18 protein-coding genes are annotated in these 17,263 nt (G+C 61.3%); 8 read left to right on the top strand and 10 right to left on the bottom strand.

Annotation, left to right across the window (positions count from 1 at the left end):
- Positions 1-1,092 (top strand): translation elongation factor EF-1 subunit alpha (gene tuf / locus EYW40_RS14740; protein WP_135822410.1); only part of this gene is annotated, 1,092 nt, incomplete at its 5' end.
- Positions 1,093-1,198: 106 nt separating this feature from the next.
- Here the strand turns inward: tuf and EYW40_RS14735 are convergent.
- The 4 genes from EYW40_RS14735 to EYW40_RS14720 all read right to left on the bottom strand — a co-directional run bounded on the left by EYW40_RS14735 (position 1,199) and on the right by EYW40_RS14720 (position 4,723).
- The gene (locus EYW40_RS14735) at positions 1,199-1,771 is read right to left on the bottom strand and encodes a hypothetical protein (protein ID WP_135822409.1); all 573 of its coding nucleotides are present in this window, start codon (positions 1,769-1,771) and stop codon (positions 1,199-1,201) included.
- A 213-nt stretch (positions 1,772-1,984) separates the two neighbouring features.
- Positions 1,985-2,611, bottom strand: coding sequence for a TetR/AcrR family transcriptional regulator (locus EYW40_RS14730; protein ID WP_135822408.1), 627 nt, complete (start codon positions 2,609-2,611; stop codon positions 1,985-1,987).
- Between the two features lie 6 nt (positions 2,612-2,617).
- Entirely contained in the window at positions 2,618-2,986 is a 369-nt protein-coding gene (locus EYW40_RS14725) for a DUF6176 family protein (protein WP_135822407.1), read from the bottom strand.
- A 339-nt stretch (positions 2,987-3,325) separates the two neighbouring features.
- On the bottom strand, positions 3,326-4,723 hold the full coding sequence (locus EYW40_RS14720) for a dihydrolipoyl dehydrogenase family protein (protein WP_135822406.1): 1,398 nt from the start codon (positions 4,721-4,723) through the stop codon (positions 3,326-3,328).
- Between the two features lie 471 nt (positions 4,724-5,194).
- Here EYW40_RS14720 and EYW40_RS14715 point away from each other — a divergent pair, with 471 nt between their 5' ends.
- Positions 5,195-5,518 (top strand): hypothetical protein, encoded by a 324-nt coding sequence (locus EYW40_RS14715; RefSeq protein WP_135822405.1) that lies wholly within the window; start codon positions 5,195-5,197, stop codon positions 5,516-5,518.
- A gap of 68 nt (positions 5,519-5,586) precedes the next feature.
- Here the strand turns inward: EYW40_RS14715 and EYW40_RS14710 are convergent, their stop codons facing one another.
- Complete coding sequence (locus EYW40_RS14710; protein ID WP_135822404.1) at positions 5,587-6,240, bottom strand: ribonuclease HI family protein; 654 nt, start codon at positions 6,238-6,240, stop codon at positions 5,587-5,589.
- Positions 6,241-6,501: 261 nt separating this feature from the next.
- On the opposite strand from EYW40_RS14710, the gene EYW40_RS14705 reads away from it, so the two are divergent.
- Positions 6,502-8,460 (top strand): PAS domain S-box protein, encoded by a 1,959-nt coding sequence (locus EYW40_RS14705; protein WP_135822403.1) that lies wholly within the window; start codon positions 6,502-6,504, stop codon positions 8,458-8,460.
- A gap of 537 nt (positions 8,461-8,997) precedes the next feature.
- Complete coding sequence (locus tag EYW40_RS14700; RefSeq protein WP_202614552.1) at positions 8,998-10,554, top strand: receiver/sensor box histidine kinase; 1,557 nt, start codon at positions 8,998-9,000, stop codon at positions 10,552-10,554.
- Between the two features lie 623 nt (positions 10,555-11,177).
- Here the strand turns inward: EYW40_RS14700 and EYW40_RS14690 are convergent.
- From EYW40_RS14690 to EYW40_RS19665, 4 genes are all read right to left on the bottom strand, one after another.
- Entirely contained in the window at positions 11,178-11,426 is a 249-nt protein-coding gene (locus EYW40_RS14690) for a hypothetical protein (protein WP_135822400.1), read from the bottom strand.
- A 338-nt stretch (positions 11,427-11,764) separates the two neighbouring features.
- Positions 11,765-12,130 carry a HalOD1 output domain-containing protein gene (locus tag EYW40_RS14685; protein ID WP_135822399.1) on the bottom strand — a complete coding sequence of 122 codons (366 nt, stop codon included), beginning with the start codon at positions 12,128-12,130 and terminating at the stop codon, positions 11,765-11,767.
- 84 nt (positions 12,131-12,214) lie between these two features.
- A complete protein-coding gene (locus tag EYW40_RS14680) occupies positions 12,215-12,871 on the bottom strand; it encodes a helix-turn-helix domain-containing protein (protein ID WP_135822398.1) in 657 nt (218 codons plus the stop codon).
- Positions 12,872-13,130: 259 nt separating this feature from the next.
- A complete protein-coding gene (locus EYW40_RS19665) occupies positions 13,131-13,268 on the bottom strand; it encodes a hypothetical protein (RefSeq protein ID WP_161973224.1) in 138 nt (45 codons plus the stop codon).
- Positions 13,269-13,860: 592 nt separating this feature from the next.
- Between EYW40_RS19665 and EYW40_RS14675 the strand changes: the two genes are divergently transcribed.
- From EYW40_RS14675 to EYW40_RS14665, 3 genes are all read left to right on the top strand, one after another.
- Positions 13,861-14,247 (top strand): FAS1-like dehydratase domain-containing protein, encoded by a 387-nt coding sequence (locus tag EYW40_RS14675; RefSeq protein WP_135822397.1) that lies wholly within the window; start codon positions 13,861-13,863, stop codon positions 14,245-14,247.
- Positions 14,248-14,679: 432 nt separating this feature from the next.
- Positions 14,680-15,168 (top strand): Lrp/AsnC family transcriptional regulator, encoded by a 489-nt coding sequence (locus EYW40_RS14670; protein ID WP_135822396.1) that lies wholly within the window; start codon positions 14,680-14,682, stop codon positions 15,166-15,168.
- 80 nt (positions 15,169-15,248) lie between these two features.
- Positions 15,249-15,512: a DdfA family disk-determining factor gene (locus EYW40_RS14665; RefSeq protein ID WP_135822395.1), complete on the top strand. Its 264-nt coding sequence runs from the start codon at positions 15,249-15,251 to the stop codon at positions 15,510-15,512.
- A 24-nt stretch (positions 15,513-15,536) separates the two neighbouring features.
- On the opposite strand, the gene EYW40_RS14660 is transcribed toward EYW40_RS14665, so the two are convergent.
- Positions 15,537-15,911 (bottom strand): DUF7344 domain-containing protein, encoded by a 375-nt coding sequence (locus tag EYW40_RS14660; protein WP_135822394.1) that lies wholly within the window; start codon positions 15,909-15,911, stop codon positions 15,537-15,539.
- Positions 15,912-16,196: 285 nt separating this feature from the next.
- Here EYW40_RS14660 and EYW40_RS14655 point away from each other — a divergent pair, with 285 nt between their 5' ends.
- Positions 16,197-17,186, top strand: a complete 990-nt coding sequence (locus tag EYW40_RS14655; protein WP_135822393.1) for an MBL fold metallo-hydrolase — start codon at positions 16,197-16,199, stop codon at positions 17,184-17,186.
- The last annotated feature ends 77 nt before the right edge of the window (positions 17,187-17,263 follow it).

Raw genomic sequence — 17,263 nt, 5'->3', positions numbered from 1 at the left:
GACAACCTCGCCGAGGAGCGCGAGCGCGGCGTCACCATCGACATCGCCCACCAGGAGTTCGACACCGACGAGTACTACTTCACCATCGTCGACTGTCCGGGCCACCGCGACTTCGTGAAGAACATGATCACGGGCGCCTCCCAGGCCGACAACGCCGTCCTCGTCGTCGCCGCCGACGACGGTGTCGCCCCCCAAACACAGGAGCACGTGTTCCTGGCCCGCACGCTCGGCATCAACGAACTGATCGTCGGCGTCAACAAGATGGACCTCGTCGACTACGGCGAGGACGAGTACAAGCAGGTCGTCTCCGAGGTCGAGGACCTCCTCAAGCAGGTCAGTTTCGATACGGACGACGCCTCGTTCATCCCGACGTCTGCCTTCGAGGGCGATAACGTCGCCGAACGCTCGGACGACACGCCCTGGTACGATGGCCCGACGCTGCTGGAAGCCCTCGATAGCCTACCGGAACCGCAGCCGCCGACGGACACCGATCTCCGGCTCCCCATCCAGAACGTCTACACCATCGACGGCATCGGGACCGTCCCGGTCGGACGCATCGAGACCGGCGAAATGGAACCCGGTGACAACGTCAGCTTCCAGCCGTCCGACGCCGGTGGCGAGGTCACGAGTGTCGAAATGCATCAGGAGGAAGTGCCGAAGGGCGAGCCCGGTGACAACGTCGGGTTCAACGTCCGCGGTATCGGCAAGGACGACATCCGCCGGGGCGACGTCTGTGGCCCTGCCGACGACCCGCCGACGGTCGCCGAGACGTTCCAGGCGCAGATCGTCGTCATGCAGCACCCATCCGTCATTACGACGGGTTACACACCGGTGTTCCACGCCCACACCGCGCAGGTCGCCTGTACGATCGAGTCCATCGACAGGAAGATGGACCCGTCCTCCGGCGAAACTCAGGAGGAGAACCCCGACTTCATCCAGTCCGGCGACGCAGCGGTCGTCACGGTGCGCCCGCAGAAACCCCTCAGTATCGAACCTTCCTCGGAGATCCCCGAGCTCGGCTCCTTTGCCGTCCGTGACATGGGCCAGACCATCGCCGCCGGCCAGGTGCTAGAGATCTCCGAGCCGTCGTAACCTCACGATTCCCCCGTCCGTTTTCCCTTCGTCCCCTCCGAAAACGGGGTTTAAGATGGCTTGATCTGGACGAACGGATTGCGATGGTAAGGACCACCGGAGCCGTTCAATCCGAATTGCTGTCCGACTCGTCGTAGGGTTTGCCCAAGTCGAGGGGAGGGGCATTCGCGGCTAACCAGCGTGCTTGCTTGACCTGTTCGTTGTACCGTTGTAGGTGGTTCGATACGCCGCCACGGTGGTTTGGCCCGTTCTTCCCAGTAGCTTTCACGATCTCACTGTACGTTAGCCCCTGTTCTCGCAGTGCCGCGATTTCAGCACGTCGCTCCGGGATTCCGTGTGCCACCAGTTCGATCGCTCGCTCCTCGGCCTGCGTTTTGTGTACGTCGATTCTATGGCTGGCGTCCTCGCCCGTCCCGTCCTGGGTGTGAACGATAGTGTACCGGTCGATAAGCCACATGTTCACATAGACGTTCTCGGATGGGTCGTGGCGGTCGTGTTCAGTGCCGTGATCTTCGTTCGCCTGCACTTCGAACTCTAACCACCTCACGGGAGTGTCCACAGCGACCCGGTCGGATGCAATCACTGCATCGGACTCGCTCAGGTCAACTTCGAACTCCTGTAATCGCGTTAATTTCTCCAGGGTATCGTGGAGGTCTCCCTCGTGGCTGACGTCCGCCATTTTCTAGAGGGATCCGAGGGATGCGGGAAATGTGTTTGGGTCTGCGAAGAAACACCGATCCGGTGTACAACCGAAGCTCGTGGTATAGTGTCAATACAGCGGCCGGTGACATAGATACCCCTGACGGTCAGTCACTACCTATCTCTGCTAGGACCTCAGTTGTGTGACCGAGGTAGTTCGCTTCACGGAGTGATCTGAACTGCCCCGTAGTCGTTACGAGAACGGTGAATCGCTGTCACCGGATGAGTCGATGAGCAGCGCCTCAACGACGTCCGTGCGTAACAGGGCCCTCACGTCGTCCGTGAGGCCTTCTATCCCGGTGGTTGTCTCGTGTTCGCTCGCTCCCATCACGGAGAGCAGGATGAATTTTGCATACGCCTCGCTGTCGATGTCCGCGCGGAACACCTCCTGTTCAATACCGTCGTCGATGATCCCCGCTAGAAGGCCGAAGTTCTCGGTGTCGTGTTCAGCCATCTTCTCACGTAATTCCTCGTTCCTGAGGGCCACCATCTGCAGTTCGAGGAACGCTACCTGCAGGCGTTCGGGGTACACCTCGGTTCCGACGGTGAAGTAGTCGAGGAACCCCTCGAGACGCTCTAGCGGATCAGCACCGTCCGTCTCTTCGAGATCGGCGTGTAGGAGGTCGGTGAGGAAATCCAGATACGCCGCTATCAACTCGTCTTTGGTATTATAATGGTAGGCGAGCAGCGAGTGACTTTTCGATGACTCCGCGGCGATCTTTCGCATCGTCAGGTCGGCGTATCCGTGCGTGCAGAGTGCCTGATGGGTGGCCCACATGATCTCCTCGTGGCTCTCCGGACGGTCAGTATCGTCCGCCATTCTAGATCAGGGACGATCAGGCGTGGTTACGTGGTACAGGAACTCCACGTCGGCGACGAAAGGATCACCGGCGACCACGTCCTGGAACTCCTCCAAGAACTCCTCGAGCCCCTCTGCTTCCCCTCCCGGATCGGCCATGACCTCCTGATAGACGTCGTAGACCTCTCCGCCGTCCTCCGCTTCGATGTAGTATAGGACGTACTCCCCGTCATCGGTTCGTTGGAGGAACGCGGACTCGGTGTGGACACCTTCCTTTTTCAGTACGTTCTGCGCTGCGTCGGAGCTTTTGATCTCCCCGACGCTTCGGAAGACCTCCTTTGCACGCTCCGTCTTCCCGGGTTCGATCCGCTGTTTGACGAGGAATGCATCGGGCATGTGGCTAAACAGTTGGTTAGTGAGTTTAAAAATGTTTTTGAGTATTAGTTATAATTACAGATATTTTATAATCCCCCCGCCGAGAGCGGCAAGTGAAATAGCTGTCGAGTCGAACGGGTCAACGGACGACCTTCCCGTTCTCGGAACCGGGACGGAGGGTCTCGATCCCGATAGGGGATGCGGAGATATTCGCCAGTCTCATCGCCGGGTTTGAAGGCGACTCTTTGACTGAAGTTTCCGTGATTGCATATACCGAGACCGAGTGTCGGCGGGGAAAGCGAAGCATCGTCGACTGGTCGTACGGGTCGTGGAAGTGCTTCGACGCCATGTCCTGGCTGATCAAATCCCGGGAGAGCCAAGGTCGCAGGCGTCGCGGAAAGCCCCCTGGATGACCTCCGATATCGCTGGATGGATGTGGATCGTCTCCGCGATCCGTTCGGCGTCGGCACCGGCGGCGACGGCGGTGTTCACCTCGTGGATCATCGTCGACGCCTCCGGCCCGATCACGTGACAGCCGATCACCTCGCCGTCGCTCCCCACGAGCGCCTTCGCGAAGCCGCCCTGGTCACGCAGCGCAGCGCCGAGTGCCGTGTCGTCGTAGGCGCAGGTCCCCACTTCGTAGTCGACTCCGTCGTCTATGTCGCTCTCGGTCCGCCCGAGGCTGGCGACCTGTGGCGAGCCGAAGATGGCGTGGGACATTCCGGGGTATTCGACCGACCGTTCACGCCCGTGTACGGCGTTCCCGACGACGTACTCGGCTTCCTTGTCCCCCGAGTGTTTGAACATGTAGTTGCCCGCGATATCGCCTATCGCGTAGACGCTGTCGACTGACGTGCGGAGTTGCTCGTCGGTCTCGACGAACCCTTTCCCGTCGGTCTCGATACCGGCCGCCGAGACGTTCCAGCTGTCGCTGTTCGGTGTCCTCCCGGTCGCGATCAAGAGCCGGTCGCCGGGGACCTCGATCCCCTCGCCGTCCTCGGTTTCGGCGGTGACCACGCGCTCGCCGTCGTCCTCAGCCACCGCAGTCACGCGGAACCCGAGGTGCAGTTCGTGTTCCTTCCGGTACGCCTCGGTGAGTCGCTGTGCGACCGCCGCGTCCTCCCGGTCGACGAGCGTCTCGCCGTGCCCGACGATCGTTACGTCGCTGCCCATCTGGGAGAAGAAGTGGCTCAGTTCGACGGCGATGTAGCCGCCGCCGACCACGACGAGCCGGTCCGGGAGCGTGTCCAGCCGGAGCGCGTCGTCGCTCGTGAGGAAGGGTGTTTCGTCGGTCCCGTCGATGGAGTCCGGCACCATCGGCCGCGATCCGCCGGCGAGGACGATCCGCTCCGCCGTGAGTCGGTCGCCGCTCGACCCGTCGCCGCCGGCGACTTCCACGGTGTGCGCGTCCACGAACTGCCCTTCTGCCTGGTAGAAGGTAAGCCCGCTCCGATTGCGCGCGCGGCGAGCCTTCTCCTCCGCCGCTTCGGTGACCGTCTCCGTCACGTCGGCCACGATGTCCGCAAACGCGACGTCGTCGACGGATGCCTCAATGCCGACTTCGTCGGCGTGACGGACCGCCTCGGCGACGTCCGCGCGGTGAATGAGTTTTTTCGAGGGGTTGCAACCCCGATTCAGACAGGTGCCGCCCAAGCGACCGCGCTCGACGAGCGCCGTCTCCATCCCCGCGTCGGCCGCCGCCTCGGCGACTCTGTTCCCCGTTCCCCCACCGAGTACGACGATGTCGTAGTCGGGCATGCCGTCCGGTTCGACGCACGGACGGGTGTTTCTTTTGTCGGGGCCGGTATACGTCCGTGAGCGTCGACGTATTTCCGAGTACTCCTGATAGCTGTCCGCATAGCCCGAGAGCCGTGTGGTGGGGAGGGATTACCCGTTCGGGGTGGGATCCATATTCAATTCGCCCCTCTACTGAACAGCCGATTCACTATAGAGTAACTCGAAACGCGCCGGGGATCCCGTGTTTCTCCGATAGCGGTAGATACAGGGCATCGTTTTGAGGATTCACGTCTGTAAGCCTCCGGGATGTCGACCCGAAAGCCTATACAGGCACCTCCAAGTAGCCACCGTATGTCCTCTCGTCGGGGGATCCTCGCAGTTGGTCTTTCGATAGTTTCTGCTGGATGCATGAACGTCATCCCGTCATCGAGTCCGGACACCACTACTGCCGGGGACGGTGCTCCCGCTCCATGGGGACGGGAAGGTTCCGCGATGGACGTAGGCGTGGAAAGTAGTGTGAACGCGGACGTTACAGTGAGAATCGAATTCGAGGACTCCGAACTGGAGCGACAGGTCGGGCCCGGTGCGACGTGGGTGTCCGAGAACGTCATCGACAGCGAGTCGGCCCCTACCGTCGTCCTTAGCGTTGAAAACGGCCCTCGTGAAGCGGTCACGTGGAAACCGGAGGAAGGGAACGAACGGTATCTCCTCTTCGAAGTCACGCGGCAAGGAATCGAGTATCGAATGTCGACGAAGGGCACAACCGACCGCACCCGGATAACCGAAAGCCCACAGAAGATCTCCGAGCGAGACTGACCGGAGTCCCCGAGAGATCCGTCGCTCTCCCGAGCGGGGCAATTGGAACACGAAACGACGGAACGCCGCTATCCAGGCCCGAAGGCCGCGATATCGGCCCCCACCGTCGCCAACGCGTCGGCGGGGTTCGGGTCGCTGTCGGCCAGGTGCGTGTACCGGTGGTCCGGGAAACGCAAAAGTGCCGTCGCGACGGCCTCGCTGTACGTCTCGACGCCCGGTTCCGTCGGGTCCTCGCCACCCCAGACGTCCCGGATGACCGTCATCGAGTCGATACGCACTTCCAGCTGTGCCGGCTCGTAGCGGGCCAGCAGTTCGGAGAGACCGAGTTGGAGGGCGACGTATTCGGCGGTGTTGTTCCCGGCCCGGGACCCAACGGGACGGCCCAGACGCGCGAGTTGGTTCTCGGCAGCGTCCATGATGACGGCGCCCGCACCCGCTGGGCCCGGGTTGCCGCGGGAACTCCCGTCGACGTAGAGGACGAACCCGTCGCCCGTCGCTTCGGCGGTGGGTGGTCGGGCGAGTCCCGACTCCAGCAGGGTTTCGAGCGCGGCACGCAACTCGTCCGACGTGGTCTCCGGATCGAAGAGGCCGCCGTAGCCCGGGACGGCGTCGTTTATCGCGTCCGTCGCGGCCGCCATCTCGTAGCCCACGCCTGCGAGCACTTCGTCGACGAGCGTGGCGAGTGGCGAAAGGTGCTCGTTCGGGAGTGGGTCAGCAGCCACGCTAGTCCCCTCCCGGCATTCGAGTTCGGGCCGGTACGCCCTCGTTTCTCGGTGCGCTCCTCGACTGCTCGTGCCACTGCATACAGATCCTCGGTGGTCAAGGGGGATAATCCCTTCAGGTAGCGGGGAACTTGTCGACTCGAACAAACCGCTTTGGCGTTCTCCCCCGTTGCTGTCTAAGGCTAGTGAAACATGGGATATTAAACTCCTTTTGTATCAGCCGAAAGAATAATCCAGCACCAGTACTACGTGGACTTCAGGATGCCGCACGACTCGCCCTCGAACGGCGCTCCCCGATCCTCCCAGCATCAGCGGCTGCTGGAGCTTATCACGGCCGATCCGATCGTCGAGGGCGACCTTCAGGCCGCGGCCCGGACCATCACCGAAACTGCCGCTCGCGTTCTGGACGTTCCCCGCGTCAACGTCTGGCTGTTCGACGACACGGCCGACCGGGTTACCTGCCTCGACCATTACGACCTGGCGACCGACACCCACGGTTCGCTCCTGCCACTCCCAACAGCCGCGGTGCCGGACTACATCGAGGCGTTACGGTCGCATCGGTCGCTGGCAGCGACCAACGCCCGCAGCGACGAGCGTACCAGTGAACTCGCCGCTGACTACTTAGAGCCGAACGACATCTACGGGCTGCTGGACGCGACCATCCGGGACGAAGGGGAGATCATCGGCATGGTCTGTCACGAGCAGACGGACCACCCACGCGAGTGGACCAGCACAGAGACCGAGTTGGCCACCCACATCGCCGATATCTTCCACCGGGCGTACTCGAACCACCAGAAGGCACGCCAGCGGGAACAACTGGAGTATCAGCGGTCGCTCCTGGAGGCCCAACAGGAGTCGATGCCGGACGGGCTGTTGGTCGTCGACACCGACGGCGATATTCGCTCGTACAACGACCGGTTCCGAGAACTGTGGGGCCTCCCGGAGGACGTACTGGCCTCCGGCACGCTCGCAGACGTCCGGAATCACATCAAGCCGATGCTTGCGAACCCGGCGGCGGTGGCCCACGTCGCCGAACGGTCGACGCCCACCTCCACCGAGTCCGTCCACGAGGAACTCGCATTGACTGACGGACGGGTCGTCGAGGGCATTTCCCGCCCGGTTACCAGCGAGGGCGGCGACCACCTCGGCCGTCTGTGGATCACCCGTGACATCACCGACCGCCGGGAACGCGAACGCGAACTCGAACTCACGTATCGCGCCATCGAGGCTGCCCCCATCGGTATCACGCTCTCGGACCCCGATCAAGCGGACAATCCGCTCATCTACGTCAACGAGCAGTTTCAGGAGTTGACGGGGTACGACGCCGACGAGGCCCTGGGCCACAACTGTCGGTTCCTCCAGGGAGAAAACACCTCTGAGGCCCCCGTTGCCGAGATGCGCCGGGCGATAGACGCCGCCGAACCGGTGTCCGTGGAGTTGCGGAACTACCGGAAGGACGGGACGGAGTTCTGGAACCGGGTTTCTATCGCGCCAGTCGAGGACGAGGCGGGGCGGATCAGCAATTACGTCGGATTCCAGCAGGACGTAAGCGATCGGGTGGAGGCGACCCGCCAGTTGCGGGTGTTGCACCGGGTGTTGCGGCACAACCTGGCCAATCAGATGAGCATCATCCGCGGGACAGCCGAGGACCTCGCCGAGACGACAAGCGGGGAGCAGGCCGCGGCCGCCCGAATGATCGTCGAGGAGGCCGACCAGTTGCTGTCGGTGACCGATACGCACCGCGCGATCGTCGCGCTGTTAAACGAGCGCCCGGCCGTTGAACCGAGGGCTATCAACTCGCTCCTCGAGCAGGCGGTCGATGCTGTCCGGGCCGACCACCCGGCTGCTGCAATCACCGTCGAGTCCGGTGTCGACGACGAGACGCGAGTAAGCGTGATTCCCGCGGTGGCGACGGCGTTCGAGGAGGTGATCACGAACGCCATCATCCACGACGGCGGCGTTGAGCCGCGAGTGGTCGTCTCCGTCGAGGCCGTTGACGACCAGGTGGTAGTGGCGGTTCGGGACTCCGGGCCTGGACTGCCGGCCGAAGAGCGAGCGATCCTGGAGGGGACTCAGGTGGTCGAGCCGTTGAACCACGGGACGGGAATGGGATTGTGGTACGTCTACTGGGTCCTCAAACTGTCGGGCGGCATGGTCGCAGTCGAGGAAGCCGAGGGGGGTGGGACGACAGTCCGTCTCCGGTTGCGGACCCCGGAGTAGCAGTTCGGACGGACTGGCGTCGCACTTCGATACGAACACCTGATCCGAATCTCGACTCCGCAACCTGGGAGAGGGACAAACTCGACGATGGAACACGAATCACTGCCGCGGTGAACCGTTGGCGATCTTATGAAAGATTCTATAACGGTAGCGTGGAGTTTGTTCACTATCAACGATGCCCCCAGTTCGGTCAGCCCGTCCGCCCCGAAATGATGTACCCCGCTGGTTGGCGTTTGTAGGCGGGGGTTCGTCTTCCCCCATCCGGGGCAACTGGCCACGAGTGCACCAGTCGGGGGGCGAGACCAGTGAGACGGACTGCGGACGGCGAGGATGCCCGTTCAACGTTCCGTCCATGTCGGTTGATGTAGCCGATTTCGACGACTCCCTTGCTGGACCCCGGGAGTCGCAAACTCCCCGTTCCGGGTGTCATCTACCCGACACCCCTAGCCCCCGATAATATCCGGGCTTTTATCCCGTGTCGTCGGCGGACTGATCGCCGCAATAGGGGCCGTCTTCGTCGTTATCCACCTCAGCGGCGTGTTCGTCCTGCACGAACGGCCGATCCTCGTTGCGCTCAGCGCCGTCCCGCTCGTCGCCTCGCTCGCCGTCGTCGTGGTCGGCGTCGCCGTCGCCGACGAACGCCTCGTCCCGCCCGAGTTCGCCGGGCGCGCGTTCGCGTGGACGGTGGGCGGCATCGTCGCCATCGTGGCGCTCGATGCGTGGATCCTTTCGGGCGTCCTCGCTCGGGGGTTCACCTTGCCGCCGACGGTCGATATCTTCGGTGTCCCGGTACCGGGCGAGTTCGCGCCGCTTTTCGGCGTGACGCCGTTCGGCGTGCTCGTCGGCTTCCTCGTCGGCGTCTACGACGCGCGACGGATCGTCCAGCAGCGCTCGATCGCCCAACTGAGCCGGATCAACGAGACGCTGCGCATCACGACACAGGAGATGGTCGAGGCGGACGACCGGGAGGCACTCGAGCAGGCAGTCTGCGAGCGCCTCGCGGAGTCCGAACCGTACGACGGCGTCTGGATCGGGCGCTACCACGAAGCCGAGGAAGTCGTCCGGCCGACGGCGTGGGCGGGCCTCCCCGACGACTACGTCCAGTCCATCGTCGTCACGGTTGACGAGAGCGAAACCGGCGGCGGCGCGGGCGGGAAAGCGATCCGGACGGGCGAAATCCAGACCGTCCCGAACGTGTACGCCGACCCGTCGATGGAGCCGTGGTGGGAGCTCTTCGAGCAACACGGCGTCGAGTCGCTCGCCGTCGTCCCGGTCGTCCACGACGACACCGTCTACGGCTTCTTCAGCATCTACGCGGACCGACGGAACGTGTTCGACGAGCGCGAGAGCGACGTCCTCTCCGAGGTCGGCGAGTCGATGGGTCACGCCATCGCTTCGATCGAGTTGGTCGACCTCCTGGCGGCCCGCGAGCGCGAACTCGCACGACAGAACGAGCGACTCGAGAAGTTCGCTGCGGTCGTGTCCCACGACCTCCGGAACCCGCTGAACCTCGCGGACGGGTATCTCGGAGTCGCCCGGGAGAGCGGCGACGAGGCGGACTTCCAGCAGGTGCGCGACGCCCTCGACCGGATGGAAGCCCTCATCGAGGACCTCCTGACGCTTGCCCGGCAGGGCGCGGACATCGACGAGTTCGAGACCGCGGACCTCGCGGCGGTCGTCGACGACGCCTGGGGGGTTGCGGGCACGGATTCGGCGACACTCCACACCCAGGACGGCCTCGGGACGGTGGCGTGTGACCCGAGCCGACTCGGCCAGCTTCTGGAGAACCTCTTCCGGAACGCGAGACAGCACGGCGGCGCGGACGTGACGGTGACGGTCGGCGTGCTCGACGACGGGTTTTTCGTCGCGGACAACGGGCCGGGGATCCCCGAAGCGGACCGCGACCAGGTGTTCGACGTGGGGTACACGACGCACGACGAGGGCACCGGGTTCGGGTTGAACATCGTCCACGATATCGCGTCGGCACACGGCTGGGACATCACGCTCACGGAGAGCGACGCCGGCGGCGCGCGCTTCGAGTTCCACGGCGTCGAACGCGACGCCTCGCGCCACCACGACCACGACGGCCCGTAGGAACCGAGTGCGGCGCAGGCGTACACCCACCACCATGTCCGCAACTAGTCCGGCCACTGTCGGGACGTTGATCTATCGATGAGAAGACGGATCCCGATGCCGTATGCTGGTTCTGCTCTGCCGGCTACGCTAAACAAGAGATCAACCGTCTGAGGCCTCGAAAGTCCGCGCCGAATCCGTCGTCTCCGACGACGGTGGATACGGAGCTTGCATCTATTGTGTCTGAGGGTTGTCCCCTTCGGATTTCCAACCCCACGCGATGTATAGCCCGACGAGCATAATTACGGCTGAGATAGGTTCTATCCACGGAAGAAGCGACGACTCGGCGGAAAGCAAGTTGTCAAGAAACACTCCACAGGTAGCACCAGCGAGGAAAACAAACATCCCGACGATTCGGCTCGTATGCCAGCTATCTTTCCGTGATCGATAAATCATCATGAGCCAGGCAAGAACGAATAATCCGACCGCGAGCAACGTCGTCCACTTCATGGTCGCCGATAATTAGCGCGCAGAAATGAATCTACCTGAGACGCTGTAGTTATCAGTTAACAGGAAGTTAACCGTCTGAGGCTTCGAAATTCGCACGATTCCGTCGGTCTCCGAGGACGGTAGAGACGGTTCGTCTACTCGTCGGGACGCTTCCCATCACGATATCCGTCCGTCCCTGCCTCCGCCGTCGTCTTGAGGATTCTATAGACACCGACAAAGAGCCTCACCAGAAGGATTCCTCCACCAAGCACGATCAGCGCCCTCGAGAGCGCAACACCTCCGAGCAGGAGATTCTCCGGCGTCGCCACCCCGAGAAGGAATACGACCAAACCGATCCAGAACGTTTCGTTCCGCTGGGAGAGGGCTGTGAGCGTTTCCGCCATAGCTAACGGGTTGAATCCGTAGTGATAAATGGGTTCTCGTCAACAGTCCGAATGGGTCTTCGGCTTGATAGACTCCCTCCGGTTCCATTCTCCCGATCCAAGTATCATCGGCACGGTCGTATCACAAGCAGGCTTCTCCGAACAGCAATCCAACCGGCAGGGATGACGCCCAGCCGGATGATTTCAGCGAGTTCGTGGGTGACGATCCGGTAATGGATCCGAATCTCCAGTTCGGATGGTGCGAGCGTAACGGCCCCGTCGAGTCAGGTGTTCGTTGAGAAGCCTCCGCACACGGCTAGTCCAGTGAGAGATACGATCCGGAAGAAGGGGCGATATCCCTACCGTCTACTTCCGATGTCGTCCCCTCTGTCCAGAAAGATCACTCCGTCACCGGTGACCCTTACTTTATACCCGTGATAGGAAAACGAGATCTGTTGCGTTGGGGCGTCGCGGGGCGAAAAGAGGCTATTCAACGCGTCGGGGTCGATAGCGTCGTAGAGCGGCGTCTGCTCAGCGAGCGATAGATCAAGCCCGGTGCGTTCGAGGTGGGTGTTGACCGCGGTGGCGACTCCCTCACTCGGCTTCTCCGTGTCGGAAAGACGGTACAGACACGCGTCGTCGGTACACTCGATACGGTGCTCAGCACTGGATTCTCCCGTCGGGGCGAGGCTACTGATCTCTACAGGGTCGTTCTTGCGGGCCATTACTACGGTCTGCAGTACACCCTCCGTAGCGAACAGTCCGTGGCCGTCTCACTCAAGGGGTTTATCCGGTCGGCCTGACCGTCCCTACTCGATCTCGTCCTCGATACTCAGCGCGTTCTTCCCCAGCGTGCAGATCGCCCGGCGGAGACGCTCCGAGACGGCGGTGCTGGTGATATCCAGCTCCGAGGCGAGGTCCTCTAGCGTCGTTTCCCGGGGAACCTCGAAGAAGCCCCGTTCGATCGCCATGACGAGCGTATCCCGCTGGGCAGCCGTGAGATTGAACTCCACCTCCCGTGGTGTCTCGGGCGAATAGAGTCGCTCCAGCGTGAATGCAGTCCGTCCCGGCTGGAAGTACTCCTTGATCTTGCCGAGGCTCTGGTGATTGTCGAACTGCACCAGTATGTCCCAGTTGGACGCGTTGGCAGTCCCCTCTATCAGGACGCCGGACTGGTCGAAGATCGCGTTGATCAACTCTCGGATCTCCGCACTCCAGCGGATCTGGTAGAGAACGACCCCGTCGAACTGGTCGGCGACGGTGGCCTCTTCTACCGTGGGATCGGCGGTGATCTCGCGGTGTACGGTTTCCATATCGTCCGTTTTCACCCAGAGGAACGGCATTACCCACTCCTGGCTATGGGTGACGACCCGCTCGAACTCGACTGTGATGTCGGGTATCGCCTGTAGTGTCTGCCCAAGCGCGAACTCCGATGTCGGGATCGTAAGCTCAGCGATTATGCTCATGTCTGATCTGCATGGTCGCCTCGTGATTCGGGGCTCGCCCCCGACCGATACAGTTCCCTCTGGGGGATTCGTCGATACTGTCACCGGAGATCCAACCGACTCACCGTGGCGTTTTGTATGGCAGATAATGGCTAACTCGCCCTGGTTGATGCACTCGGATATAGCTATTTGCGAGTTGGATTCGCGTACTCACCACGTACAACGGTGTGGCCATGTGTTCAACGCGAAGTCGTTTCGGAATAGACCAACGTCTCCGCCACTACAGCAACGGGAGAAAGGATCCGACGGACACCGTGGCCGCCGCTTCAGACTGCGTGTCGATCGTCGCCGGCGCATCCAGGCTGGCGACTTCGAACGACGCCGGGGCGGGTGGCCCGTCCTCCGAGCAGTCGGCCATGGCAGCCAAGCCGGCTGTGAGGGCGAGATGCTTGCGGCGACGCACGGCACCGGATTCGGATAGGATACTGATAATTCTCGGGAGCAGTCGGGTTCTACTATGGTAGTTCGTTGATGAACATTGTTACCAGCCGAATCTATATCTCTTCCGTCGACGTACCCTCTAACGGCACGTACGAGACAGGCGTCGACCCGGGCTCTGGCGCGGCTTGTCCAACCGTGTGATACGGCCATGCCCGGCGCGAAAGCGGACCGACTCCAAGTCGTTCGTGCCGCTGCCCCACGACACCCACTTTCAATTCTCTCTTCCACAGAAACGCCGGCGGAGCGCACTCTACGAGTCGGGATCGTATCCCCGGTGAAGCCCCGGAAACTGCTGGTGACAGCGGTGAGTGATGCCCCGGACCGCTAACTCCCCAAAGAGGGTCTAACCGCTCACAGGACCAACCCAATTCCACGCATCCGGCGGTTGCTGACAAGGTCTGGTCACAAGAGCGAGGGCGGCGGGGGATCGCTGGGGGCGGGGTTGACAGGGGCTGCGGACGACGCCTGTCTCCGGATATTTTAACCTCGGGAGCCCCGAGATTCGGACGATGGAGGAACCCAAGCAGGGACGGACCATCACGTACGAACGGACGTTCACCGTCGAAGAGGTCCAACAGTTTGCGTCTCTCTCCGGTGATGACCAGCCCCGACACGTCGAACCGGACGACGACGGCCGAGTGATGGTTCAGGGCCTCCTGACGGCAACGATGCCCACCAAGTTAGGTGGTGACCACGAGGTGCTGGCGACGGAAATGGAGTTCGAGTTCCACCAACCAGTGTACACGGGTGAGCGAGTCGTCTGTTATGCGACCTACGAGACCGTCGTCGAACGGGACGACCGCTTCGAGTTGACGTGGGACGTTACCTGTGAGAACGAAGCCGAGGACGTAGTGCTGGACGCGATGATTTACGGGCTTATCTGGAAGGACAACTGATATAGCCGCCGCTGGTCGATCTACTGAGTTCCCGTTTCAGCGTGGCGGCATAGAAGCAGGTGGTGAAAGAACACACGAAAACTGACTATTCGTTCCTAGGAAACTCGACGTAGAAACGGACGCCCTCTTCGAACTCCTCGCCAACGCCCGGCGCAGGTTCGTGGTTGCATCGCTGGCCGAGAAGGTACGTCAGCGCGACGAATCTGAGACCGGGCCGCCCCACTGCCGTTCGTCCGCTCCCCTCTCCCTGGTCCAAGGAGATTCGACAGGGGAGCTTGGAACTTATCGGAGAGTACGGTCACCTCCGATAACAGAGGGCGTATCTCAATAACCCTGTACAGATGATGCATCGATAGAAAATGGCACTCGTGTAATGGCTGTAGGGCAGGGTGGGGCCAAAGCACTTCAGAATGCGGCCTGTGAAGTTTAGCAATGGTTCTGGATAAACTCGACAACGTCGACAAAGGCATTCTGTATCTTCTCCAGCAGAATGCCCGGGACAATACGACGGCTGGTATAGCTGAGAAGGTAGGTGTCTCCTCCAGTACGGTCGGGAATCGGATCCAGAAGCTGGAGGAAAACGGTGTTATAACTGGATATCACCCTACCGTCAACTATGAGAAGGCTGGGCTGGACCACCACCTGCTCGCCATCGGCACAGTTCCGTACGGGCGTCGGGGGACACTGGGCAAACAGATTCTTGCGGTGTCGGGGGTAGTGAGCATTCGGGAACTGCTGACCAACAAACAGAACGTCGCTATCGAACTGGTGGGCTACTCACGGAAGTATATCGAGTCAGCCCTCGACGAACTGAAAGAACTTGGTGTTACTATTGAACGGATAGAGATGATGAAGCGGGAACGGACCCAGCCTTTTGACGATCTGGGAAAGGAGTACACGACCGAGGGGGACACTGGGTAATTCGCAGTCGCTCTTAAGCCAGTCTGCGAAATGTACAATAGACGACAGGTTCAAGAAGGGGGATGGCGTACGGTGGTTCAATGAACCAGGTTCAGACCGCAACAGCAGAGGCCGGGAATCTTAGCGAATCGGTAGTTGAAGCGATGGCCAAAGCAGAGAGCGTCGACCCGATGGAACTTACTCCCCCGTTGTACGAAGTAATCGACCCGGATGCCATAGACAGAGTCTTTGCCCCCACGCCGTCCAACGAACGAAGACGTGGACACTTGTCCTTCTCCTACAATGGATACGTAGTCAACGTCAGCGGTGACGGCTCCGTCTGTGTCGAAAAGCCGGAAGAATAGAGTAGACGGGCAACGGTTCGAAGGTCAGGTCACGGTAAGCTCGTTCACTCGTTCGTAGGCCGTCTCGAGGCGTTCGTTTTCGTGATAGCGGATCGTTTGACTCCGGATATCGTACTCAATGACGCCAGCGTCAGCCATCTTTGGTAGGTGGTGATGCTGGAGATCAACCTGAACGTCGTCGTGATTTGGTTGTACACCTTGCTTTCGCCCCATTTTCAGCACTGTATATTTAGTTGCTTCCTCAAAGGACCCGACATTCTCGGGCTGGTCCCACAGATATTCCAAGAGGAATCGACGACGGTGATTCGCCAGAATGTCGAGAATCGCGTCAAGGGATAAGGGGATATCAGTTAGTGACTGTTCTCCTGACTCGTCAGCGGGATCGTTATTAGGAGACATTCTCACTCACATCCGGGATTATGTAGAATCCCTATACAGAAAGGCTTCATTCGCGCAGGTTTGTGGTGTTCAGTTTACCACCTTATCCATCAGCTGATTTTCCCGAGACAGTTTGAAACGTACTTACCGTTAGTATCGATCCGGTGAATGATTTCGTTTCAAACCCGGTTCGTTTCGCTATACCGGCCCATCTCAGTAGGGGACATCAATCCACACTGGTCGTCGTGACGAGGGTCACCTGGCTCCGACGATACAACCAAAACCCAGGGGTTGGTTACGGTTGGTATGGACCGTATCACGCTGTCGAACTCCGCGTTCGAGGGAAACAACAACGCGTACCTCTTCGACGACGGGCCCGAAACGGTGCTCATCGATACGGGCGACTGGATGGATGCGACACGAGCGCAGTTGGAAGAGGCATTATCCGACCACGGGGTCGCCATCGAGGATATCGACCGGATCTTCCTGACCCACTGGCACCCCGACCACACCGGCCTGGCCGGAGCGATCCAATCGCGAAGTGGCGCGGAAGTGTACGTACACGCCGACGACGCTCCGCTCGTCGCCGGGGACGTGGAGGAGTGGGAAGCCTTACACGGAATGCAGGAGCGGTATTTCGACGAGTGGGGGATCCCGGACCCCGAACAGGCCACGCTCCGGGAACGGATGGCCCTGCCGTCGATGGATGACTCACCGGAGGTGACTCCGATGGAGGACGGCGATACGTTCGCCGTCAACGGCCACGACCTGCGCGTCGTCCACACGTCGGGGCACGCTGCGGGGTTGTGCCTGTTCGAGACGACCCTCGACGGGGCCGACGTCGTCTTCACGGGGGACGCACTGCTCCCCGAGTACACACCGAACGTCGGCGGTGCTGACGTACGGGTGGACGAACCGCTCGAAAAGTATCTTCGCGCACTCCGGGCCATCGCGGACGCGGAATACGCTCGCGCATGGCCCGGCCATCGTGACCCCATCGACGATCCGACCGCCCGGGCCGAACACATCATCCACCATCACGAGGAACGGGCGCTGCGCGTGCTGCAGGTGCTCGAAGGATCGGGCCCGCTCGACACGTGGGAGGTTAGCGCCGAGTTGTTCGGGGATCTGGACGGCATTCACATCCTCCATGGGCCGGGCGAGGCGTACGCTCACCTCGAACATCTAGAGCGGGCGGGCGCCGTCGTCGAGCAGGGTCGGACGTATCGTATCTCCGACCGCGCGAGCGACGAGTTGAAGCGGCATACAAGTCAGCGCTGGGACCTCGGGTTGTAGTGGCTTGGTCGACGGGTGTTCCGATAATGGGACGCAACGAGGCAGGGGCAGAAATTCAGTTAATCAAAATTCACACT

Origin of the sequence: Halostella litorea, from assembly GCF_004785955.1 — an archaeon.
In the GTDB taxonomy this organism is placed as follows: Archaea; Halobacteriota; Halobacteria; order Halobacteriales; family Natronoarchaeaceae; genus Halostella; species Halostella litorea.
Note: the sequence above shows the minus strand (reverse complement) of the source record. Positions and strands in the feature narration are given on the sequence as shown.

Excerpts from the sequence above, each read along its gene's own strand:
- EYW40_RS14735 (WP_135822409.1), bottom strand. The coding sequence starts at position 1,771 with ATGGCGGACGTCAGCCACGAGGGAGACCTCCACGATACCCTGGAGAAA.
- EYW40_RS14730 (WP_135822408.1), bottom strand. The coding sequence starts at position 2,611 with ATGGCGGACGATACTGACCGTCCGGAGAGCCACGAGGAGATCATGTGG.
- EYW40_RS14725 (WP_135822407.1), bottom strand. The coding sequence starts at position 2,986 with ATGCCCGATGCATTCCTCGTCAAACAGCGGATCGAACCCGGGAAGACG.
- EYW40_RS14720 (WP_135822406.1), bottom strand. The coding sequence starts at position 4,723 with ATGCCCGACTACGACATCGTCGTACTCGGTGGGGGAACGGGGAACAGA.
- EYW40_RS14715 (WP_135822405.1), top strand. The coding sequence starts at position 5,195 with ATGGACGTAGGCGTGGAAAGTAGTGTGAACGCGGACGTTACAGTGAGA.
- EYW40_RS14705 (WP_135822403.1), top strand. The coding sequence starts at position 6,502 with ATGCCGCACGACTCGCCCTCGAACGGCGCTCCCCGATCCTCCCAGCAT.
- EYW40_RS14690 (WP_135822400.1), bottom strand. The coding sequence starts at position 11,426 with ATGGCGGAAACGCTCACAGCCCTCTCCCAGCGGAACGAAACGTTCTGG.
- EYW40_RS14685 (WP_135822399.1), bottom strand. The coding sequence starts at position 12,130 with ATGGCCCGCAAGAACGACCCTGTAGAGATCAGTAGCCTCGCCCCGACG.
- EYW40_RS14680 (WP_135822398.1), bottom strand. The coding sequence starts at position 12,871 with ATGAGCATAATCGCTGAGCTTACGATCCCGACATCGGAGTTCGCGCTT.
- EYW40_RS19665 (WP_161973224.1), bottom strand. The coding sequence starts at position 13,268 with ATGGCCGACTGCTCGGAGGACGGGCCACCCGCCCCGGCGTCGTTCGAA.
- EYW40_RS14675 (WP_135822397.1), top strand. The coding sequence starts at position 13,861 with ATGGAGGAACCCAAGCAGGGACGGACCATCACGTACGAACGGACGTTC.
- EYW40_RS14670 (WP_135822396.1), top strand. The coding sequence starts at position 14,680 with ATGGTTCTGGATAAACTCGACAACGTCGACAAAGGCATTCTGTATCTT.
- EYW40_RS14665 (WP_135822395.1), top strand. The coding sequence starts at position 15,249 with ATGAACCAGGTTCAGACCGCAACAGCAGAGGCCGGGAATCTTAGCGAA.
- EYW40_RS14660 (WP_135822394.1), bottom strand. The coding sequence starts at position 15,911 with ATGTCTCCTAATAACGATCCCGCTGACGAGTCAGGAGAACAGTCACTA.
- EYW40_RS14655 (WP_135822393.1), top strand. The coding sequence starts at position 16,197 with ATGGACCGTATCACGCTGTCGAACTCCGCGTTCGAGGGAAACAACAAC.